The 23,429-nt window shown below is 42.4% G+C and carries 17 protein-coding genes and 1 pseudogene; 2 read left to right on the forward strand and 16 right to left on the reverse strand.

All coding sequences use genetic code 11. The features are described 5' to 3' along the window. The 8 genes and pseudogenes from HMPREF2758_RS07765 to HMPREF2758_RS07795 form a co-directional block, all read right to left on the reverse strand. Positions 1 to 4,144: Rib/alpha-like domain-containing protein (locus HMPREF2758_RS07765; protein ID WP_246823300.1), on the reverse strand; the 4,144-nt coding region annotated here is incomplete at its 3' end. Positions 4,145 to 4,186: 42 nt separating this feature from the next. Beyond that, a pseudogene (locus tag HMPREF2758_RS09135) lies at positions 4,187 to 4,312 on the reverse strand (YSIRK-type signal peptide-containing protein); the annotation flags it as partial. Between the two features lie 463 nt (positions 4,313 to 4,775). After that, positions 4,776 to 9,875, reverse strand: coding sequence for a Rib/alpha-like domain-containing protein (locus HMPREF2758_RS07770; RefSeq protein WP_070609874.1), 5,100 nt, complete (start codon positions 9,873 to 9,875; stop codon positions 4,776 to 4,778). A 382-nt stretch (positions 9,876 to 10,257) separates the two neighbouring features. Next, positions 10,258 to 11,322: an ABC transporter ATP-binding protein gene (locus tag HMPREF2758_RS07775; protein ID WP_070609875.1), complete on the reverse strand. Its 1,065-nt coding sequence runs from the start codon at positions 11,320 to 11,322 to the stop codon at positions 10,258 to 10,260. 16 nt (positions 11,323 to 11,338) lie between these two features. Next, positions 11,339 to 12,133, reverse strand: coding sequence for an ABC transporter permease (locus tag HMPREF2758_RS07780; RefSeq protein WP_070609878.1), 795 nt, complete (start codon positions 12,131 to 12,133; stop codon positions 11,339 to 11,341). Next, complete coding sequence (locus tag HMPREF2758_RS07785; RefSeq protein WP_070609880.1) at positions 12,123 to 13,028, reverse strand: ABC transporter permease; 906 nt, start codon at positions 13,026 to 13,028, stop codon at positions 12,123 to 12,125. The genes HMPREF2758_RS07780 and HMPREF2758_RS07785 overlap by 11 nt, the downstream gene beginning before the upstream one ends. Then, complete coding sequence (locus HMPREF2758_RS07790; RefSeq protein WP_070609882.1) at positions 13,029 to 14,255, reverse strand: ABC transporter substrate-binding protein; 1,227 nt, start codon at positions 14,253 to 14,255, stop codon at positions 13,029 to 13,031. 24 nt (positions 14,256 to 14,279) lie between these two features. Beyond that, complete coding sequence (locus HMPREF2758_RS07795; RefSeq protein WP_070609883.1) at positions 14,280 to 15,323, reverse strand: sulfurtransferase; 1,044 nt, start codon at positions 15,321 to 15,323, stop codon at positions 14,280 to 14,282. A 184-nt stretch (positions 15,324 to 15,507) separates the two neighbouring features. Here HMPREF2758_RS07795 and HMPREF2758_RS07800 point away from each other — a divergent pair, with 184 nt between their 5' ends. Both HMPREF2758_RS07800 and HMPREF2758_RS07805 read left to right on the forward strand, forming a co-directional pair. Beyond that, positions 15,508 to 16,653: an aminotransferase class V-fold PLP-dependent enzyme gene (locus HMPREF2758_RS07800; RefSeq protein ID WP_070609885.1), complete on the forward strand. Its 1,146-nt coding sequence runs from the start codon at positions 15,508 to 15,510 to the stop codon at positions 16,651 to 16,653. A 151-nt stretch (positions 16,654 to 16,804) separates the two neighbouring features. After that, positions 16,805 to 17,860 (forward strand): selenium metabolism-associated LysR family transcriptional regulator, encoded by a 1,056-nt coding sequence (locus tag HMPREF2758_RS07805; protein WP_070609889.1) that lies wholly within the window; start codon positions 16,805 to 16,807, stop codon positions 17,858 to 17,860. A gap of 184 nt (positions 17,861 to 18,044) precedes the next feature. Here HMPREF2758_RS07805 and HMPREF2758_RS09065 read toward each other — a convergent pair whose 3' ends face one another. The 8 genes from HMPREF2758_RS09065 to racE all read right to left on the reverse strand — a co-directional run bounded on the left by HMPREF2758_RS09065 (position 18,045) and on the right by racE (position 23,068). After that, a complete protein-coding gene (locus HMPREF2758_RS09065; protein ID WP_256388685.1) occupies positions 18,045 to 18,179 on the reverse strand; it encodes a hypothetical protein in 135 nt (44 codons plus the stop codon). A 7-nt stretch (positions 18,180 to 18,186) separates the two neighbouring features. Then, complete coding sequence (ccpA, locus tag HMPREF2758_RS07810; RefSeq protein WP_070609891.1) at positions 18,187 to 19,191, reverse strand: catabolite control protein A; 1,005 nt, start codon at positions 19,189 to 19,191, stop codon at positions 18,187 to 18,189. 225 nt (positions 19,192 to 19,416) lie between these two features. Continuing rightward, positions 19,417 to 19,920, reverse strand: coding sequence for a YtxH domain-containing protein (locus HMPREF2758_RS07815; protein WP_070609893.1), 504 nt, complete (start codon positions 19,918 to 19,920; stop codon positions 19,417 to 19,419). Between the two features lies 1 nt (position 19,921). Further along, positions 19,922 to 20,509: a DUF948 domain-containing protein gene (locus HMPREF2758_RS07820; protein ID WP_070609895.1), complete on the reverse strand. Its 588-nt coding sequence runs from the start codon at positions 20,507 to 20,509 to the stop codon at positions 19,922 to 19,924. An 83-nt stretch (positions 20,510 to 20,592) separates the two neighbouring features. After that, positions 20,593 to 21,111, reverse strand: coding sequence for a cyclic-di-AMP-binding protein CbpB (gene cbpB, locus HMPREF2758_RS07825; protein WP_070609897.1), 519 nt, complete (start codon positions 21,109 to 21,111; stop codon positions 20,593 to 20,595). Then, entirely contained in the window at positions 21,104 to 21,640 is a 537-nt protein-coding gene (locus tag HMPREF2758_RS07830) for a metallophosphoesterase family protein (protein WP_070609899.1), read from the reverse strand. The genes cbpB and HMPREF2758_RS07830 overlap by 8 nt, the downstream gene beginning before the upstream one ends. Beyond that, a complete protein-coding gene (locus HMPREF2758_RS07835; RefSeq protein ID WP_070609901.1) occupies positions 21,637 to 22,245 on the reverse strand; it encodes an XTP/dITP diphosphatase in 609 nt (202 codons plus the stop codon). The genes HMPREF2758_RS07830 and HMPREF2758_RS07835 overlap by 4 nt, the downstream gene beginning before the upstream one ends. Beyond that, positions 22,226 to 23,068, reverse strand: coding sequence for a glutamate racemase (racE, locus tag HMPREF2758_RS07840; RefSeq protein WP_070609903.1), 843 nt, complete (start codon positions 23,066 to 23,068; stop codon positions 22,226 to 22,228). Before racE ends, HMPREF2758_RS07835 begins: the two co-directional genes overlap by 20 nt. Positions 23,069 to 23,429: the final 361 nt, after the last annotated feature.

The raw sequence follows: 23,429 nt of genomic DNA on the forward strand, positions 1-23,429 counted from the left end.
GATCAACTGCTGGATTCTTTTCAGCATCTGTTGGAGCTGCAGCTACATTTGCTTCTACTGGATCGGATACAGATTTGCCATCTTCTTTTTGTGTAGCTACAACTGTGTCATTTTCTTTTAAGAGTATTCCAGCTGGAACTTCAGCTGTCCAAGTTCCATCATCTTTAACTGCTACATCATTAGCAATTGGTATGTCTTCAACTCTTTTTAACGTTAGATTTACTCTTGCACCTGGAGTTCCTGTTCCTGAGATTGTTTGATCTCCTGCTGTTGGTGCTGTAACTTTAGGTTGTGCACTTTTTTCTGCTACTGGAACTTCAATGTCTTTGCTTCCTCCATCAAGGTCGCTGTCTGTTACGGTTACAGTGATTGGATCAGTTGCATCTGTTCCCGGAGTAACTTCGATTTCGCCAGTTACTTTATTGATTTCTGCCGGTACGTTGTTTCCATTCTTATCTTTTGCAGTGACTGTTGTTCCGTCAGGATTTGTAACTACTATGCCCGTTCCTTGTTTTTGGTCTGTTGGGTCTACTGGTTTTTTGTTTGTATCGTCAACAGTTGTTTTCTTAGAAGCACTTGCTTTTACAGTTACCGGGACTTCGACAAAGTCTTCAGTTCCGTCTGGGTAAGTTACCTTAACTGTTCCAGTTGTTTCGCCAGGTGTATTTACCTTTGGTACTGCTTCCCAAGTATAGGTTGTTCCTGCTGGAGGATTATTATCAATCGTAACCCCATCTTCGGCAGCTGGAACAGTACCTTGTTCGGTTGTTAATGGCTTAGCTTGCGGATCATAGAAGTTTGCATCGGATGGAACATCAATTTTTGCCTTAACGCTTTCCTTTGACCCATCTGCATAAGTTACGACTACTGGTACTTCAATGACAGTGTCCTTGTCAGCATCTACGGCTGTGTATTTGATTTCACCGGTTTGTGCATCAATAGTAACACCGTCTTTTGCGTCATCTCCCAGTTCATATTTTTCAATTTTTGGTTTTTCGGTTACAACTTTTCCGTCCTTATCGTGGAATTCTGGAGACTCAACTGTAATTTCGTGTCCAACTTGAGCTACGACAGATTTATATTCCGGTTCGTAGTTTAAGTTATCTCCTTCTGCAACCTTAATAGGGGCATTCACTTCGTCTGTTGATCCATCTTTATAGGTTACTGTTACCGGGATATTTACTGTATGACCAGCTTGGTCGATTGATGGTGTGTATTTAACTTCACCAGTTGTTTTATCAACTGTTGCACCTGTTGGAGCATCTTTACCTAGAGTAAATTCAACACCTTCTGGTTTTGTTGTTTCTTGGCCATCTCCATCTTTGAAGTTTGGAGCAGTTACTGTTACTTCTGTTCCTGCTTTTCCACCAGCTTCAGTATATTCTGGTTGGTAAGAATCAGCTTGTGCTTGTCCAACCTTGATTTTAGCAAGAGTTTCATCAATAGTTCCGTCAGAATAAGTTACCTTAACTGGAATATCTACAGTAGTGTTGGCATCTCTTGCAGTTGGTGTGTAAGTTACTTTACCAGTTGTTTCATCAATAGTTGCACCTTGTGGAGCTCCATCTCCTAAAGCAAATGTCACACCTTTTGGTTGTGGTTTGGCTTCTGGTTTTGGATCAGCTTCACTCTTTTGGTCTAGGAACTTAGGAGCTTCTGTTGTTACTTCAGTTCCTGGTGTTCCTTCCACATCAGTATATGCTGGTTCATATTTTGGTGCTTGAGAAGCTGCCTTGGTAATTTCTAAAGGTACTAAATCCTTGTGACCTTTTTTTATAAGGACTTCTTCGCCCTTAGAGTTTAATTTGTAGATATCATAGGTTACTTCTACATTTGGATCTTCTTGAGTAGCTGCAACTTCTTTTGTAGGTGTACCTGTAATTTGGTTGTTTTCTATAGCTAGGCCTTCGATAGCTTTGCCATCTATGAATTTGGAAGATACATTTTTAAATACATAACCTTCAATATCTGCTGGTTTTACAGTTTTATTGTATTCAACACCAACTTCTCCATGTTCTAAGGGTGAATCTGTAACAAGGGATGTGTAGTTAGATGTCCCTTCCATTATTTCTCCAGAATCTTCATCAAGAATAGAGGTTGTGATTGTTACATTATATTTTCCAGGGACTTTTGCCTTTCCTGATACTGTACCTGTTTTTTCATCTATAGTAAGTCCTTCTGGAAGTCCTTCAGCCTTATAAGTTGCTCCTTCGTTTTCTTTAGCTGCAGGGTTTGCAATATTTACATCATCATAGGCAGACACTACAATCCTACCTACCTTAACAGTAAAGGCATCTTGTGCTAAAACTGGTCCTAGGACTCCACCTGGTTTAACATAGTGAAGTTTTGCTATAAAAGTTTTTGTTTCCTTAACATCTTTTGTGTCATAAGTTGCTTCTGCAAGAGCACCTGTTGATGTTGGTTTTTGTGTTGGTTCTTCCTTTATTTTATTTCCGTCTTGGTCATACCATACGATTTTAAAGGAATCGTTAGTATTCTTATAAGGAAGACCTTGAGTGTTAGTTTTTGCTACATCTCCTGGTATTGCTGTATTTGCTTGGGTATCAAAGTTTGTGATATTAAACTTGATTTCTGCTGGTGCTAAGTTGAAGTCAGCTCTTGTGGAGTTGGCAGCTTGAACTGTAGATACTCCAAAAGCAACTTGAGCCCAACCACCGTGGATACCCCAAGCGTTGTTAGAGCCTGTGTACCAGTTGTAGTTCCAAGGAGTCCTCTTTACCACATCATCTGTATCCTTGGTTGAGATAAATAACCAGTCAGAGTTTACGTGTTTTTCATTCCAGTCAAGTGCACCTGTTAAGAATGATCCATCTGTAGCATTTTCTGCAACTTTACCAAGTCGATTTGCTTCTACTTCTGTCCATCTGTGGGCATCGCCTGCATAGTACTTACCTGCTACTCTTTCGTATTCAGCTACGGAGTAGTCATTTCTATTTGGACCCCAAGTTCCCTTAAACTGGATTAGGTAATCGCCTTCAGCATTTGTTTCTGTGCTTACAGTTTCTGCAATCCACTTGTCTTTATCAGCTGCAACTTGTTTAGCAATCCATTCTTGTAATTGAGTTTCAAGTTTAAATGTCCAACCTGAGCCACGAATATCACTAGGTTTAGATAGACCTAGCATATTAGCTGTGTCAGCACTGTATATTTTTTTCAATGCGTAGTCAGATAGGTAGGATGCAGTAACTGTTACTCCTTTAGCTGGAGATGTAGGAGTTGATACAATACCCCATTGTACGCCGCCTGCAGATTCATAATCCCATGATACTTTTCCCCATACTGCCCCTTGGCCTGTTTTAGCAATTTGTGGACCTGTTGGCGTTGCTTCCTTGTGCATCTTCTTTTCATCTTGTTTTTCCATTAGAAGAACTCTGTAGTTTACAAGAGTATTCGGTCCTAGGTTATATCCACCACCTGCAACTCTTCTGTCTGTAAATTCTACACCTTCACCTGTAGAATATTGAAGTTGGTAGCCTTCTGGAATAGTAGATTCATCTACCCACATCTTATAGGATTCTCCGCCGGCTGATACTGTTGTATCGGCATCAAATTTAACTAATTTTCCATCTTGGCCAATATATGGTTTAACTTTGATATGGAATTGTCCATCAGCTCCTGAAGTTGCAAAGTAGGTTGGTGATGTTCTATTTCCTTTACTTTCATACCATTGGAAGTAGACTTTTACTCCTTCAATCGGTTTGAATTTTTGGCCTGTTTCTGCTTTTAAGTCAGCATTAATGTCCCCACCAACTAGAACACCAACAAATCCATGTACTGCATTTTTTGCATCAGCGTCTGTAGCTGTGTCTTCAGGCGCAGCTGCATCTCTTGTTGCGATTGCTGGCTTTGATTGATCTTCTTCTTGAGGTCCTCTTTGGGCAGTAGGAACCTTGTCATCAGACAGGTCTAAAGATGCTTCTTCTTTATAATCTGCCAAAACTTCTTCCTTTGGTTGCTCTTCAGTCGTGTTTAAGGGATCAACTTCCTTATCATTGACTGATGCTTCTCCAGCGTCTGGTGCTCCATTAGTTTCAGCAAAAGGAGCCTCAGCTTTGTTTGGTTCTTCTTCAGCTGGTGTTTCAGTAACGGACGACTCTTCAGCTGGTGATGTTTCTGTTGACACTTCACCTTCAGGCCCTCCAGCAGCTTGTACTAATGTCGCATCGGACATGAATAATAGACCAGCAACGGCTACAGAGGCAACCCCTACCGATAAACGACGAATACCGTAACGATTTACCTTATTAGCTGACTTGCGGTTTAAGGCATCGATATTATTTTTACCTACCATTTTTCTCCTCCTAATATTTAAGTTTTCTTACATTCTCGGTTATCCATAAACTAAGATAGCTTATTCAGTTTACCTGGTTCATAGATAATCTTTACAACAAAACTACTTCATTAATTTTTTGCATTAGATTTTTAGCTAGGCTCCTAATGTAGTCTACCTAGTTTCAATCATCTAAGCCCCCCTTTATTAATGATCAAAGATACTCCATTAATTATGCTTACTAAAGGGTGTCCCCAAACACCCTCAACATAGTTTATAAAGAATCTTATTAATTATACTTGTATTGTATATTGTAGCAAACAACGATTACAAATTAAAGCTTTATAATTAAATAAGATAACGCTTTATTTTGAAACCCTTTCCACGATTGTTTTTAGTGATTTTAAATATCATACGGACTTTTTACAGAAAAAAGCACACTGATTGGGGGAATCAGTGTGCTGAAAAGGGTAGGTATATTTTATTAGTCTTCTTGTCGTTTCTTAGTGATCAATCCTAATCCCGCAAGGATGGATAGCGCCGCTGCACCGAAGATCACAGTTGCATCCTGTTCACCAGTTTGGGGGAGTAGGCTCACAGCTGCTGTATTATCTATTGTCGTATTGTGGGAGTCACTGACTTTTTCAAGGACCGTGACGGTTATTGCCACTTCATCTTTGGATCCATCCGGATAGGTCACCATTAAGCTAGCTTTCTTATGGCCAGGGGTTGAGGTGTCAACCGGCTCTTTGAACTCAACTTTGCTTCCTTTCGGTAATTGATCGAGGTTCTTAATTCCCTCTGCAGGATCAGGATGACCGCCCACTTCGGTAACAATAGTCTGACCTTGAGGCTCATACTTATCTGCATCGGTTGGTTCTGGCGTACTCTCCTTAACGGTCACCTTGATTTGAACCTCATCCTGGGAACCATCCGGATAAGTAACGACGATGGTTGCTTCTTTGACTCCTGGACTTGTCGTATCAACCGGTTCCTTGAATTGATAGCTCGTTCCACTTGGAAGATCGGACCGGTTCTTTATACCATCCGCTGGATCTAAATGGCCATTGATTGAAGTAGTAAGATCTTGCCCCTCTGGGTCGTACTTATCTGCATCGGTTGAAGTATCTTCGACTGGTTTAGAGTTAGGATCTTTAGGATCGGTTCCCTTCTCTTTCTCTTGGTCATCTGTCCAACCGTCATTATCATCATCCTTGTCTCCTTGGTCGATCGCTGGAACCGTTGGATTGTTTGGATCGACAGGCATACCTGTATCTTTATCAGGAAGGCCATCCTTATCAGTGTCTCGATAAATCGTAATGGTAGACGCTGTCTTCACTGGCAAGCCTTTTTCATCAAGGACAGGCTTACCATCTTGGTCGATCACTGCGAACTCAACATTAAATGTACGGGTTTCTTCGCTTGCCTTCCAATCTTTGATTTCAGGGCTTCCTGTCACTTGACCGGTTTCAGGGTCAATAGCTAGTCCTGGGTATTCTGTCTTACCATCAATGGTCACTTTAAGCCCAGCACCTGCCGGAACTTGCTCAAGGGTTGGTGTTACTGGTGTAATTGCTTGGTACTCAAGGGCATTTTGCGATTTAGGCGTCACCTTAACTTGCGTCTTATGAGTCTCTATTGAGAAATCAATCACCGTCGTTTCCACCGGATCACCGATTCGTTGATCACCGTCTTGATAGTCTTTCGATGGGGTGACTGAGATCTTTTCGCCTGAAGGCTGTTTGTTGATCTCCATATCGAAGTTACCTTGGTCATCCGACTGACCACTAGCAATTTCATGACCCTCTTTATCTTTGACAAGGAGCTTGGTATGAGGGAGGCTTGTCTTACCGGTCAGCTTGGTCTTATCGGAATTCGGATTGTTGCTTGCTTCCAGGTCCGTGACCTGAGGTGTTTCCTTAACGATCGTCTCAGCTTGACCACGGTCCTTACCATCCTTGTCCTTTGCAGGAATAATATCGCCATTGTCATCCTTTTTACCTGGAGTGATTGTCAACTTATCACCGGCATCTTGCTTAGGAACATCAATATCGATATTTCCTTGGTCATCAGAAGTCCCTGTTCCAATGACATCGGTATTCGGAGTGGTCTTACCCGTGACCTTACTGGTGTCCTTACCTGGCTGGTTCTCAGCCGCTGGCTCCGTCACTTTAGGGAAGTCTTGGTCCTCCTTAGGATCCGTACCGCGTTCTTTCTCTTCATCATCCGTCCAACCATCATTATCGTCATCCTTGTCCCCATTTGCACCAGGAGCTCCTGGATTATTTGGGTCCTCTGGCATACCGGTATCCTTATCAGGATAACCGTCCTGATCCGTATCTCGGTATACAGTGATTGTTGAGGTCATCTTAACAGGATTCCCCTCTGGATCGACTACTGCTTGGCCGTCTTTATCGGTTAGAAGCACTTCGACGGTAATCAGACGCGTTTCTTCTTCTGGAGTCCAATTGGTAATTTCTGGCGTGCCGGTCACTATTCCTGTTTCTGGATTGACAGTCAAACCTGGATAAGTTGCTTGTCCGTCAATTGTTACCTCAAGTCTTCCTCCTGTCGGTAGATTCGTTAGCTCTGGAGTGACTGGGGTGATCTCCTCATGTTCTAGGGCATTTTGAGAACGTGGGGTCAGCGTCATATGGACTTCATCCGGATCGAGCTTGCGAGCCGTTGCTATCACTGTCTGGTCATTTTCGATCGGAGTCCCAGCTTCCACACTCCACTTAGGCTCTGTAAAGCCTTCCTTAACAATCGGTGTTGGATACTGATCTGCATTGAGTGATGAACCCTGCTTAACATGATAGACCTTATTGTCAACAAGTTCGTCAATGCCTTCACCCGCTGCAAAGTCTACCTTATGATAGCCTGCTGGCACAGGAGCATCAGGATGATCCGTTCGATCAATAACATCGGGCGACGTTACCTTAATCTCGGCATTCACTTGTTCACTGCTACCATCTGCATAAGTAACGGTGACTGGAACGGTGATCGTCTCTCCTGGTGTCTTTGATAATTCTTCTGCTGGAAGACTAATGGCTCCCGTATTTGGATCAATGCTTGCTCCACGTGTTGGCTTATCAATAGCAAAGGCTGGCTTAGCCGGATCCTTAGAAAGAGGCACCTTGTTGAATTCAAGATCAGATTCCTCTCCTTCAAGATCCACTTGTTTGAAGCTTGGTTGTTTACCCGTGAATTCCTTGCCAAATTCGGCCGTTTCCGCTGGGTAATAGGCTTGATATTTTTCCTGATCTTTGCGACCATCTTCGATTGTGATTACCGCATCTGCCTTCATGCGTAAGCCATTCTCAAAGACAACAGATACGGGTACTTTTATCTGAGTTCCAGGACTTAACTTGGCGGTTTCCTCAGCTGGAACGGTGACGACACCCGTTGTAGGATCCACCGATACCTTAATTGCTTGACCATCTACTTCAACCGTTGTCAAGGGTTGGTATTCTACCTGTTTTTGGTCATTCGCATCGGTTGTCACGACCCGCTTAACATATTCAAATTTGGGTGCCTTTGTCCCTTTAAAGTCGGGTTGATATTCTTTACCCTCTTTATCTGTAAAGCGAGGGGCTTCTGTCTTGGCTTCCTGACCAGCTTGGACCTCAATCGGTTGATAGGTCATTCCTGGTGCAGCGATTAAGGAATCTGCTGCCAGAGCCGTCGTTAGATCATCCGCTTCAGAGTTACCATAGAATACCGCTGAAGTATAAATAGCTGGTGCTGACAAATCACTTGGTATTGTGATGGGAACTGAGCCAATGCGACCCACATGATCACTATTTAAGGTACTTACTTCACCGATAGGCTGACCATCTTTGAACCATCTGAGCTTATACTGTTGATTCGGTAAGAGACCGGCGGTATCATTTTCAGCCGTATCGCTTGGTTTTGCAAAATTTTCATGTGAATCAAAGACTTTAATATCATGCATGGGCTGAGCCGCTAGAGCCGCAAAGTTGACATTATTAATATTGTAACTTGCAACATTGTTGACGCCCGCTGGAAGGGTCGCATTATTAGTCAAAGCTTCGAAGACATTATTTTGCGAGGTGTTTCCCCAGATAGCGTAGTTATCAATCATTGGGGATACATACATGTAGTCTCGATTAATATGGCGATGTTTTTGCCCAATGGTTCCATTCCAGGCCATTAGATTTGCATGGCTAAGATCTTCATCCTTTACCAATTGGCCATATTCTTCATCCGAAACCGTATGAGAGACCACTAAGCCAGCATTTTGTTGAGTATGACTCACACCATATAAACCTCTAAAAGGAAGATAGTAGTAGCCGTTTTGTTCCACCGTGCCAACAACCGATTCGGCAATGTGTGACCCTTTGCCATGTTCTGCTTCATATTCACGAATAATCTTCTCTTGACCGGCTTTTAATTCATTAAGTCCATACTCTGGGTTGGCTTCTTTCCACGCATCAAAACGTCGGGCCACTTCATCATTCACATAAGATGCCACGACCTTCGTTCCAGTCGCATTCACATCCCACGAATCTTGCTTCCATCCATCAGCTATGGATCCTCTCGGATCGCCATTCTCATACCAGACATAACCGGAAACACGACCATAATCGCCTTGATTTGTCCAAACGCCCTCTGAATTAGGCGCTTTGGTCCATTGATCTTCTGGTTTATGAAGCCAATCATTCATGCGGGATTTTTCTTGGAAGGCCACTTGTCCACTAATAATTCGGTTAACCCCGGCAGTAAAGTCCCAATTTTCATTCACTCGATTGAGACGAGTATGAAAACCATATTTATTATCTCCGGGCTTAATCACTTCATATTTTTCTGGGTTTGGATTGTCCGCCCATGTCCGAATCGAGAAATTAGGATTTGCCGCTAATTGGAAGTGATGGACATTGCCAAATTTATCCACTTCGGGATTTTGGAAGTTAAAGGTATAAGTTCCATCTGGTCTTGAGACCGTCTTATAGACGCGCGATACATAACCATCATAGTCTACCCATTGTAAGTAGACATTCACCCCACTCAGGGTTTCGGTGCCAACCGTACTCAACTTATTATGACGGTATAGATAGACGGTTCCAGAATAAGACTGGGTATCTCCATATTGACCTGGGGAATAAATGGCATCCCCTTGAATTTCTTGAATGTTAGCCGATCGTAAGGCCGATTCCCCCAAATAGGCTTTAGGGGCAAGTTCTGGACTTGATTGCTTGGTCGAGTCTTCTCTTTCTGCAGTCTCTTTGCCTAGATCCTGACCTTTTAATTCATGATCAGTGGCTTGCTCTGTGTCCTCGGGTCTAGCCTGGTCAGTGTCTTGCGACTCGCTTTCAGCTTGATTGTCTTCATTATCAGAAGCTAACTCTGGATCACTTTGGGCATCTGTTTCTAGTGTTTCTGCTTGAGGGGCATTCTCGCTTTGATCCAGTTCAGCAGCTTGAGCTAAATGGGTATTGGCCATCATCAACCATCCTGCGACAGCCACAGAGGCTACCCCAACACTTAGGCGACGAATACCGTAGCGTTCAATGCGATTTGCTTCTTTTTGACGAAGCATTTGGTCATTGTTTTTTCCTACCATTTTGTTCCTCCTATAATCTCTATGAGTCCTAACAAGTTATATGTGCAAACTTGTTTACTCTCTTTATTTACCTTGTTATTAATTCGTCTCCAACTAGCCTGACTTGTAATAATTAGTCTCCCTCACAGGCAAACAATGGTCTAACGGATCAATAACATTACCGAATCGATTACAAGAAAGATCTTCTTCTAAGCTTCAAAAGATGATACTTAGTTCGATTGATCTGATCCCTGTTGAATTGATTCGCAGATAACCCCCTTTTTGGCATCATCCTTTGGAAGATTAATCCATAAAAAAATCAAGGTCATCTTCTATAAGATAACCTTGACAGATCGGATTCACAATTTCATTCTGGCATAGTCCTAGTCCAAATTAGAAATCCTTAATCCCTCAAAACTAAGCAATCCGAAAGAGGAACTGAAAGGATTAGGGCTTGTCCAGGCTGAAGCGAGGAATCTTGTAGGGTCGAATCATGGACCCAAAGGCTTTGCTTAAGTTCTGGCAGTTGGACTTGTAATTCTTGATATTCTGGATAACGAACGACCCGGTCTAAAGTAACCGGGACTTGCCACTGTGACGGTGACGAATCCTTGGCTGAATCTGCGGCTAATTGGAGACTGGCCTGACTTGGCCGAAAACAAAGATAGGCAGGACCCGGACTCAAGTCCGTCTGAATAGCTAGGGCTTGACCTTGATAGAGGACTCGACCCTCTATGTCTACCTCAACCGAAAGTTCATTGAGCTTGCCTAAAAACTTAGCGAGATAACGACTGGCTGGTTGAGTCAATAAATCAGTCGGTGAGGCCAGTTGCTGGATCTGACCTTGATAGAGAAATGCCACCCGATCGGCATACTCGACCGCTTCCCGCTTATCATGCGTCACCAAAATAGTCGAGATTCCCTTAGCCTTAACCAACCGATAGACCAAGGCCCCCATTTCCCGTCTTAAGGGTTCATCCAATCCAGAAAAAGGTTCGTCCAATAAAAGGACTTGCGGATCATAGGCTAAACTCCGTGCTAGAGCGATCCGCTGCTGTTGCCCTCCGGAAAGTTGACGGATAGCATAATGCTCATAGCCAATTAATTGAACATCGGCTAATAGACTTTGAACCGCTTGGTTGATTTCAGCCGCCTTTAGCCCTTTTAAGCGCATCGGAAAAGCCAGATTATCATAGACATCCAGATGAGGAAATAACCGCAAATCTTGAAAGACGACCGCAATGGGACGTTGGTTAGGAGCTAACTGATCGATCGCTTGTCCTTCTAATAGGAGCCGTCCTTCCTGGATGGGAATAAGCCCCGCCAAAGACTTGAGCAAGGTCGTCTTCCCAGAACCAGAAGGTCCTAAGAGTGCCAAATATTCACCTTTTTTGAGTTCAAAGTCGATCCCTTGTAAGATGGTTCGATGATTCAAAACCGTCGTTAATGCTTGAATAGTAAGTGACATAGTAAAAGCTCCTTATCTAATAGAAGTCTATGGCTTGATAACGTCTTTTTAGCAGGTAATTGATCCCATTAAAGACCGCTAACACGATCAGAGTAATCCCCAAGAAGAGTAAGGCATAATTACTTGCCAGGGTCCGGTCGTTACTCTGCAAATAGGGAAAAATCCAAATCGTTAAAGTCTGGACCTGCCCCCCACCGATCATCAGCGTTAAGAAATATTGACTAAAAGAAACAATATAAGCCATGGATAAGGCGGTAAATAACACCGGACTTAATAATGGCAGGGTCACCTTGATAAAGGCTTGATAAGGCTTAGCTCCTAGTAACCAAGCCTGCTCTTCGTGGCGAATCCCAACTGCTTGATAGGCATCAAAGATTAAGTAGGCACAATAGGGCAAGGAATAGACTAGATGAACTAGAATAATACCGGATAGTTTATTGGCTAAGCCCCACTCAATCATCTTTTGATGAATACCAGTCGCAAATATCATAACTGGGACAATAAAGGGCAAGGCCAAGCTAACTCGAATCAATCGCCGCAAGAAGGGATCCGCTAAGACCAGGGCTCTAGCTGATAATAGTGCGATGGTCGTTGACAATAGAGCCACTATTAAAGAAAGACTCATCGAAGTGAAAATGCTCTTGAACAGTCGGTCTGACTGGCGAGTCATATCCTCCCAACCTCTTAAGGAGAAATGCTGCGGCCATATGGCTGGCCAAGGCCAACGCGCCGTTACGCACCAAAGCAACAAGACCAAAATTGGACTGACGATCATGACCAATAAGGCCAAATTCAAAATCTTACGCTTCATGTTTAACCCTCCTTTTGACCTGCCAAGCCTTTTTAAGTTGAGGCCAGGAGATCAAGCCATAGAATAGGCCAGATAGAACCAAGCCCATCGTCAGCAGGATCCCATTATAAGCCATGGCGTAGGGGCGGTGGTGAAGATCAGGATGACCGTAAGCCTCATAAGCCATAACAGGCAAGGCTTTAGGCGTTGTCGGTCCTAAAAGTGCTGGTAGTTCATAAGAGCCTAAGCTATACATAAAGATGATAAAAAAAGCGGCAAAAATCGTTTGCTTGGATAGGGGTAGAATAATTCGCAAAAAAGTTTGACGGTGATTCGCCCCTAAAGTCCGTGCCGCTTGTCCGAGGCTAGAGCCCACGGCAGCGACCATCGGATAGACATAGAAGACGACAAAAGGCACTTCCTTCCAGAGAAAGGCAATAATAATCCCCCATGCATTATCCGAATAAAGAACCTGATTAAAAAGCGACTGTGCCTGATCATAGCCCAAAGCATAAAACAAACGAGCCAAGATCCCAGTTCGCCCTAAGAATTGCATGGCAAACAAGGCAACAATAATGTGCGGAATAATGATCGGAATCCGTAATAGACTTTCCGTCCACTGTGTCTTACCCACTGCCGAAATCCAAATATAAATGATTCCCAGGCCGATTAAGAGCGATAAGAAGGACGACCCCAGAGCAATTCGTAACGAAAAAACCATGGCTTCAATCAAACGTGGGTTAGCCAAGGCCTCACGATAATAGTCCGTCGTAAAGTCTGTTAAACCTAAAGAAGGAATGATGCCAAAAGATTGCACCATTCCTACAATTACACCGATCATTAAAAGAGTGGTCACCAAAAGCTGCGGCATAAACAAGAGCCAAGCCTGGCCTCTTTTAAATAGAGATCTGTTCATTTACTTACCTGCTACTTCTTCTAACCAGATCTCTTCAATAATTGGTACTAATTGTGCAGGCATTTCAGGAAGACGATGGTCTAATAGCTCGTCTTGACCAAGTGTTCCTTTACCTGGGTCCACTTCGTCAAAAGCCGCTTTTTGTTCTTCTGTCAATTGATCATTCTCAAGAACTGGTATTTCACCAATCTCTTTGTATTTAGACAATTGCATTTCAGGCGATAACATTTCATTAATCGCTACAATGGCTGCCGCTTTATGACTAGCATTCTTACCAATAGCGATAAAACTAGTATTTCCGATAGTTCCTTTATCAAAGACGAAAGATACTGCCGTTTCAGGATAGGCTCCTTTTTCGATTTGGTTAGCAATTTCGTAAGCACCGTAGGTTTGATAGAAGGCTACTTCTCCGTCCATGAAGAGATTATTTAAAGCAGGTGCGTCAGCTGGATAAGTCTTACCTTCAGACCATAAGTAAGGCTTCAATTCATTCAAATAATCAAGAGCTGGTTGAATAGCAGCCTTAACGACTTCCTTATCGGCTTCCATATCTTGGAATTCTTGGTAATCAACGAATTCATAGATAATATTACGAACAAAAGCTGATCCCGTAAAGTCTGGTAAAGCAGGATAAGTAAAGGTTCCTGGGTTGGCTTTACAGTATTCTAATAATTCTTGGGCTGATTTAGGGGTCGCTTCGGTCACAGCGCTATCCTTAATGAGGACTAATTGAGCCTTGGAATAAGGTGCTTCAAAGCCTTCGATCGGATAACCAAAGTCGTGGGTATTTTCAGGATCATCCGCTTTAACAAAGTCTTTGTAATTAGGCATCTTATCGGTGAATGGTCCATATAGAAAATCATTCTCACGTGCTGTCTTAAAGTTTTCACCATTAATCCAGATCATGTCAATATCACTTTCACTGGCGTTGGCTTGTTTTTCATTGGATAATTGAGTTAAGATCTGATCAATATCCATTGGCACTCGGTTGAGTGTGATATTATATTTTTCCTTAAGGGTTGGTCCATAGACTTCGTCCAACCATTGGTTCAAGCTATCATCGCCACCCCAACCATAGAAGTTGACGGTTTGACCGTCGGCTTCTTTTAACAATTCTTCATAAGATAGATCATCGATCGAGCTTTCCGCATGAACTTGAGCCCATGCTGGTACAAACAAGGTCCAGGCAAATAATCCGACTAATAATGTTTTAATAAATTTTTTCAAGGTTATTCGCTCCTTTTATGATTATTACTTACTTTCCATACCATCTTTGAGGTCTTTTACTTTGACATATTGCACATCGTCTGACTTTGGATCGCCCATTTGAACATCTAAGTCATCATGCATTTGCCATTCGTTCCAACCACCATCATACATGGTTGCATCTAGGCCTCGTTCATACATCATTAACCAAGGTAAGCAAGATCTCCAACCCGTTCCACAGTAGAAGGAAAGATCGTTATCCGCACCAAATCCTTCTGCTTCCCACATAGCTAGGATCTCATCGAAGTCTTTATTAGTGCCATCTTCATTCTTGTAGTCTTTCATATCGGAGATATTGGCTTCGCCACTTCCTCTTAGGCCAGGGCGTCCCCAAACAGCACCTTTCGGTTCACCGGCTTTTGGAATGTAGGAATAACCAGATTCTAGACCCAACCATTCTCTTTCAGAACGAAGGGAAACAAGGCGGAAGTTATCGTTGTTTGCTAATTCGTCAACTGTTTGGTCTAAACTCAATAAGTACTCTGGGTGAACCGGTGCTTCTACCCCAAAATCATCTACTGGAGTTGGCTTCACTTCTTCAGCTTCCAAGTCATAGCCAGCATCTTTCCATTGTTTAAGACCACCGTCTAAGATCTTCACATCAGCAACCCCTGTATAAAGACAAGCATAAGCGACACGGTCTACGCCAGTATCTGGTCCGTAAAGGATCAATTGGGTATCATGAGTCACTCCATAGTCTGCCAAGGCTTTTGCTAATTCTTCTGGTGAACGAAGATTCCAAACGGGTCCCTCTTCAAACTTATCTGTATTAATATGTATCGCTCCTGGAATATGTTCTTTTAAGTAATCGGGTGAAGCATCAGCTTCTCCCCAAGTTACTTCTGCTAAAGCCACTTTTTCAGGATTTTCATCCAAGCGTTCTTTTACCCAGTCTGCCGTCACGTATACTTGCTTATCCTCCACAACCGGATACTTAGCTCCTTCTTCTTGAGCCTTCACACCAACTTGAGGAATCACCATACCTACAACCGCAATTAGGGTCAACAACATTGCCACTATTTTTTTCATACAGTAGCTCCTTTCTAAAATTGTCGCCTCATTTTATCATGGAACAATCGCCTGCTCAACTGATATTACTCTCAAAAAGTTATTTATTAAAAAACCTGATAAATGTACCTGCATAAAAGCATAACTTTTTTTAAAATAACAGTATAATAGAAGATAAGAACGCTTAATAAAGGAGCTAAAAAATATGATCTATCTAGATAATGCGGCTACTTCCTTGAAGAAGCCCCAAGCCGTCATCGATGCTGTCGTTGACGCCCTAAATCACGCTGGAAACGCTGGACGTGGTTCGAGTGAATCGGCACTTGCAGCAACTCGCACTATCTTCCAGACAAGGCTTCAACTTAGCCAACTCATCAACAATCCCGACCCACACGGGATTTCCTTTACTCATAATGCGACTGACAGCTTGAATACTGTGATTCGCGGGCTCTTTCAAGCAGGAGACCATGTCATTACCACTGTGATGGAACACAATTCGGTCTTGCGTCCGCTCTATGATCTCATGGATCAAGGACTGGAAGTGACCTTCTTAGATAGGGGAACTCAAGGACATATTGAAGCTTCCGCTGTTCAAGCTGCCATTCGTCCCAATACAAGGGCGATGGTCTTAACCCATGCCTCCAATGTCACAGGTGATATCAACCCGATTAAATCCATTGCCCAAGTCCTCCATCAGGCTGGTTGCCTTTGTATCGTAGATGCATCACAAACGATGGGTGCCATTCCAATCGATGTACAAGATCTTGGGATTGATGTGCTCTGCTTTACAGGACATAAGAGCCTGCTAGGTCCTCAAGGAACGGGGGGCATTTATCGTCAGAGTCAAGTAGCCATTCGTCCCCTTAAATCAGGTGGTACGGGTGTCGATACTTTCAACCACCATCAACCGGATGAATACCCCACTCATTTAGAAGCGGGCACCCTGAATAGTCACGGCCTAGCCGGACTCAAAGCTGGGGTGGACTATCTGTTAGACTACGGTGTCGACCGCATCCAAAAGGAAGAACGGGCACTCTTAGACTATTTTCACCAAGCAGTCCAGACTATTCCTGGTATACGTATCTATGGGCATTTTGATTCCCAGATTGCCCGCTGCCCGATCTTATCGCTTAATATAGCGGACTTGGATTCCGCCTTAGTCAGTGAAGAATTGATCGATCGAGCCGAAATTATGACCCGGGCTGGAGGACATTGTGCTCCCTTGATGCACCAAGTCTTAAAGACCAAAGATCAGGGCGTCGTTCGCTTTTCCCTATCTCACTATACAAGCCGCGAAGACCTTGACCAAGCTGTTCAGTGCCTCAAGGACATTCAAGCCGAATTTTGCTAAGATGAACGGGGAAATCTGCTCATTTATAGAAATATTAAATAAATAGATTTTAAGTCTACACTTTCATAAAAAGACTGTTAAAATAAGCAAGGAGACCTATATTTTCATGATGAGGGATTCTAAAAATACGCATAGAAAGAAATGATTCACCATGGAATTAAAACAAATAAAAACCTTTATAACGATTGTTGAGTGGGGCAGCTTCTCAGAAGCCGCTAACCAGCTTTACCTCTCCCAACCGACCGTCTCCCTACATATTAAGCAATTAGAAAATGAATTAGGGATTGAACTCATCGGGCGTACAACCAAGAGTCATGAACTGACTCCTCATGGGGAAAAGTTCTATGAATATGCCAAATCCATTATGCAGATGGCCAATAATATTGAAAATACCTTTTCCCAGAAGAATAACCATAAATTCACGATTGGTGCCTCCTCGATTGCTGCGTCCTATATTCTTCCACAACTAATCTCGGCCTTTTCCCGCAAGTATCCTGATAATGAGATCACCCTCTTTCAAAGCGATACCATCAAAGTCATCAATGACATTGCGCTTGGCTCATTGAATCTTGGGATTGTGGGCTCTCAATCCATGAATAATAATTTGAAGTTTGAACGGATTTTTCAGGATAAGCTTGTTATCGCAACAGCCTATAATGACCATTTTTTAGCCTTACAAGCTAGCAATCCATCCATCCAAGAATTACTAAGACATCCCTTTATCTCACGGGAAGATGGATCTGGAACGCTCAAAGAATCCGCCATGTTACTTCGTGAAATGAAGATCGACCCCCTTAAACTTGATAAGGTGCTAGAAGTAAACAACAATGAAGCCATTAAGCAATTCATCAAGTTAGGAACCGGCATTTCCATTATTTCAGAGTTAGCCGTCATCAACGAGGTCAAAAATAAGGAAATTTTAACCTTTCCAATTGACCATAAGTTATCTAATCGTGATTTCTACTTGGTCCACCGCAAAAATTCACATTTAACGGATGCTAGCCGTCATTTCGTCGAATTCGTCCGCAAGATCGACCTTAATAATCCGAACTTTGATATTCCAATGGATGAGGAAGATAAAGAAAACGACGATGAGCCGTTATATGTAGAGAAAACCAAAAAGAAACACACTAAAAACTCAAGCAAGAGCCGTGATTTTCACCGTAGGGTAAAACCGACAAAAATTCATCGTAAAATTAATGATTAACCTTTCAATAAACGATTGCCCTTAGTGGCGATCGTTTTTTATTTGAAGGTAAGCAAAAATAGAAAACCATATTGCCTGATCCATCAACTATTAGCCAAATCAGACTAATTCCTGGAAGCTTGTATAAATCAAAATAAAAAGCTACCCAAACGGGTAGCTTTATGTCAAGAATTATTTATTTTGCTTATAATCGGTGGTCTACTGAAGAAAACTCTGTTTCACGGATGTTTTGAATCAGTGAATAAGCCTGAATCAATAATAAGCCTAATGAAAAGCAATATTTCAAGCGTCTAATTGTTTTACTTTCCTGTTTTGCCATAAGTCACCTAATTCCTAGTCGATTCACGGTGAATGAACTTATGAGGAAGAACGATCTGACGGCTATCGATCTCTTCATCATTCATGATCTTAGTTAATAGACGCATAGCCACTGCCCCCACATCATAAAGTGGGTACTGAATACTTGATAACTGAGGGCGGGCATACCGTGTTAATACCGTATTATCCATGGTAATTACTTGGAATTCTTCAGGTACTTTAACACCTTGATCGGTCAAGGCATTTAAGATCGCAATGGCAATATCATCGCGGGTGACCACTACACCATTCGCCTTAGCAGCACGTAGTTGATCCACAATAATATCTCCCTCATGATCATTAAAATTACTTTGAATGATTAAATCATCATCCACTTCAATACCATGCTTAGATAAAGCAGACTTATATCCCGGAATCCGATGAACTTTATTGACATAATAACGCTGAGCATCTGTCACAATAGCTGGACGATCGCCACCGGTATTGATTAAGCTCTCGGTCATCTCTTCGACCGCTTTTCGAATATCAATTGAAACCGTATAAAGATTCGGATCTTCACATACCGTTCCCGCAACCACTACCGGTGTGCGTGTTGAACGAATCAACTGTCTCATTTCATTTTCAACGGTGAAGCCCATAAAGATAATGCCGTCCACCTGCTTAGCCAATAAATTATTGAAGACATTCATCTCTTTATCCACACTCTCGTCAGCATTGGCTAAGATGATGTCATATTTATACATAGCAGCAATGTCATCAATCCCTCTAGCTAAAGCTGAAAAGAAAACATTGGTAATATTAGGAATAATCACTCCAACAGTCGTTGTTTTTTTAGAAGCTAAGCCTCTTGCCACTGCATTAGGGCGATAATCCAAACGTTCAATTACTTCTGATACTTTCTTGCGAGTGCTAGGCTTAACATTGGGGTTGCCGTTTACGACCCGCGATACTGTTGCCATTGATACCCCTGCTTCACGGGCAACATCATAAATTGTGATGGTTTGCTTTTCCATGACTCCCCTTCTTTCCTTATTCCTACCAATAAATTTACCATGTTTTATCTAAAAGTGCAAGCGTTTTCTGATGAATAACTTAACTTTTTCAATCATTTTTCATAATAAACCAGCAAAAAAGCCCCTTATGTGATCTAAATCTAAGCAGGAGTGTGATATTCTTCACACTCCATTAGCATCACATAAGGGTCAAAATTTAGGTCAATTACTTTTACATTTAATTAATTATTTTGTTAAGTCGTCCTTAACATCTTTTGCGTCCGCTTTTAGGTCTTTTGCTTCTGCTTTCACACGGTCTTTCGTTGCAGAAGCTCGGTCTGCTAACTTATCCCCTTCATTCTCAAGATCATCTTTTAAATCTTTAGCTGCTTTTTTGGCATCGTCTTTAAAATTGTCAAAATCTGAATCCGCTTCATTCTTCGCTTGGTTGAAATTCTTAGCCGCTTCATCTTTAAAGTCAACAGCCTTCTCTTTAAATTTTTCCGCAGAATCCTTTAAGTTAACCTTAATATCTTCAGCTTGTTCTGAGGCCGCATCATACATTTCAACGCCACGTTCTACGGCATAATCTGTATAGTCATTCGCCCGATCTAACCAGTAGTCCATTTCATCACTTAGGTCTTCACGCAATTCACGACCTGACTTAGGTGCGCAGAGTAAAGCTGCTACGCCACCCAACGCTGCACCAAAGATTGCCCCTAATAAAAAGCTTCCATTATTCTTACTCATATTAATCATTCTCCTTTGTTAAATTAATTTCTCCCGCTGTGGTCGAGGGAAGTTGATCCGTAAATTCTGCCAAACTTGACCGATGTTCCACTGAATGATCCGTTGAATCCCCTTCTTTTAAAGGGGAACTTGACGGCTCAGTCTCTTTATTAGGAGAAGCGCCACGTCCTTTTTTGCCCAAGGAATGCGCTGCCCTAGCAAAACGTCCTAGCGTAGATGGCTTCTTCTTACGATTTAATCCGCCCCCTACCCCTGATACCAAGTTCGATGTCATCTTCTTGGTAGAGTCATTCAATTCAGAGACAGATGTTCCAACATCCCCAATGGCTTGAAAAAGCGGATCTGTCTTCCCGAGCTTACCATTTAGATCATCCACCAAGTGGTTGGTCTTATTCAATAAACCCTCTACCTCAATCGACAAATTGTCCACGTCCTTGGTTACAATATCCAAGGTCGCATTCACCCGGGTCACTGTATCCTTAGCTTGGTCTAATAAGCCAGAAAGCTTGCTCAAGCTCATACACAGAAAAACCACCAAAACAGCAAATGCGATAGCTACAATCACAAGAGCGATTTGACCGATTGTCACTTTTCACACTCCTCACTATCAATTTACTAAGTTAAATATACCACTTTCTACAAGATTACTCAAATGCAAAGGCTTCCCGAATCTTAATCTTTTTGGATCGTCTTTAGCGGTTCATCCAATGAAGGAAGATGCTCTTGATTCTTAAGCCAATCGTTAACCAGATTGCTATGAAGAAAGGCGTTAATTCGTTTTAGGAGAGCATTACGGGTAATAATCCCAATAAATCCCTGCTGATCCTTTGAATCCACCACACACAAAAAGTTATTAGTCATCAACTTATGAAGAATGGTCTCTAAATCATCCTGCAAGGTCACATACTCTGCTTGGCGAAGTTCGATTTGATTGAGGGTTAGCTGCTCAATCATCTTAAAATCGATCTGATCCGTCGTGATCGAAGCTTGAATAATTTGGTTCGTTGACACCAAACCACATATCTTTCCTTCTTTATTAACGACTGGAATCATTGTATAAGCCACTTGAGTCAAGACTAAAAGCGCATGATATAAGCTATTAAAATCAAACACATAAGCCACATTTTCAGCAGGGATCATTAAGTCTTCCACTTGATCCATAATAAGGCTTTGAATTTTTTTATCAATCATCACTTACTCCTTCACTAAAATCTAACAAACAAGTTAGTTGGGGCAACTCCTGACCATCGTAACGATAGAAATGAATCATCGCTTGCTTAGAATCAATCTCCGCCAGTGCAAAAGTCCGCTCAGCAACTGGGCCTCTGGATTGAGCCAAGGAACCCGGATTCACCAATAGAATACCTTCTTCTATTCGAGCATAAAGCTTATGGGTATGCCCATGGAAAACCATCCGTGCCCCTAAGGTCTGAGCCTCTTCAATGAGATGATATTTATGATGATTCACTTGGTGGCGATGGCCATGGACGACTAAGATTCGTCCTTGATCAGTATCTAGTAATGACTGACTAGGATAAGCTGGATCAAAGTCCATATTCCCCGCAACATAAGCGTCCACCTCTTGCCAGATAGGATCCTCGGCTGGAAACTCTGAGTCACCACAGTGACAAATATAGTCCACTTCCGGTCTAAATCGGTCTATTATTGAATGAACCAATCCATAATGGCCATGATTGTCAGATAGAATCAATACCTTCATATTCTGACTCCTTCTAACCAAGCCGAAAACTCCTTAAACAAAGCACTTACCGCTCTCGAACGATGAGAAACTTGGTTTTTTTCTTGAGCAGACATCTGGGCAAAGGTTTTTTCACTTTCTGGATAATAAAAAAGAGAATCATAGCCAAAACCATGATCGCCCAACTCTTCATAGGTAATCATTCCATCCGCCCGTCCATGAACCACTAAGGAAGGATGGTTAGGATAGGCAACAACAATACAGGTCATAAAATAAGCCTGGCGATCATTACCTTCGTATGGTGCCATTTCTTTTAAGAGTTTGTCACGATTGGCTTGATCACTCTTAACAGCTAAACCTGCATAGCGTGCTGAATAGACTCCTGGAGCTCCCTTTAAGGCAGGTACACATAAACCTGAATCGTCCGATAGCGCCAAGCAATGGAGCTTTTCTGCGATGGTCTCCGCTTTTAATCGGGCATTAGCTTCAAAAGTCGTCCCCGTCTCCTCCACTTCCGGAATATCCGGATAATCCAAAAGGGAAGTAACTTGTAGGTCAAAGGGAGCAAAAAGTTCTTTAAATTCTTGGACTTTTCCTGGGTTATGACTAGCGATCAACAACTTCATAGATCTGACCTCCTTGAATGGTACAGGATTGAATCTGTATGGTTTGATCCTTCAACCAAGTTCGCGCCACTTGGCCAAAAACTTGAGGATCTCCGGTTGTGTAATAAGCTTGTTGGGCGGCTAAACGTTCATTATCGGCCACTGTTCGACTCAACTTGAAATAATCTAAAAGTGTGGATACCTGGTTAATGGTCCCCCCCCCAGAGTCGATCAAAGCCCCCTGGGGACCTGCCACTTTTTGAATACTATCATAGAGATGCGGATAATGGGTACAGCCTAATACCAAACAATCAATCCCCAATTCTAAAAGAGGCTGCAGGGTTTCTTGGATATGATCTTCCAAGGCTTGCCCCTTTAGACTCCCCTTCTCAACCACATCCACAAAGGTAGGACAAGCTAAGCTATCGACTTGTACTTGATTAGACTTTTCGTGAATTTTATTCGGATAGGCCTGGCTTTCAATGGTTGCAGGTGTTGCAATCACGCCAATATGATTATTCTGTGTCACCCGAATGGCCGCTCGACTCCCAGCATCAATCACACCAACCACTGGAATGGAAAGATCGTGCTTCAAGTCTGCTAAGGCAGCCGCTGTTCCTGTATTGCAGGCGATAACCAACATTTTTATTCCTTTAGTTAAGAGAAAGTCGGTCAATTGATAGATGAATTCTTTAACCTGGGATAGAGAGCGAACGCCGTATGGACAGCGCGCATTATCTCCAAGGTAGATGATCGATTCATTGGGGAGTTGTTTTAGACTCTGTTTAACGACGGTTAATCCTCCAAATCCAGAATCGATAAAACCGATAGGCAAATCTCGCATAATATAACCTCACATTCACCCTTTATTTTAACATATTTCCTAACTAGTAAGCGACTTTAATGCGGGAAGATTTTTAGAAGGCTGATGATCCTTAGATCCCGCAAGGTTTTCGGCGTTCTTGTATACCCATTTAAAAATTTATTTCAAAAAATGACTCCTTTCTACTTGCTCAAAAAAATCTAATAAGTTGTGATTTACTAATCCGAAAATTTACTCCAAAAACTGAACCCTTCCCTCTGCTGTGGCGGACCGCCTAGTGTCTCCTTTAGATAAGGAAGTAAGGGCCTTTTCACTGGCTACTAAAACAAATCCAATAGATTGTGATTACTAATCCGAAAATTTATTTCAAAAACTGAACCCT

The organism is Facklamia sp. HMSC062C11 (assembly GCF_001810675.1).
Classification (GTDB): Bacteria; Bacillota; Bacilli; order Lactobacillales; family Aerococcaceae; genus Facklamia; species Facklamia hominis.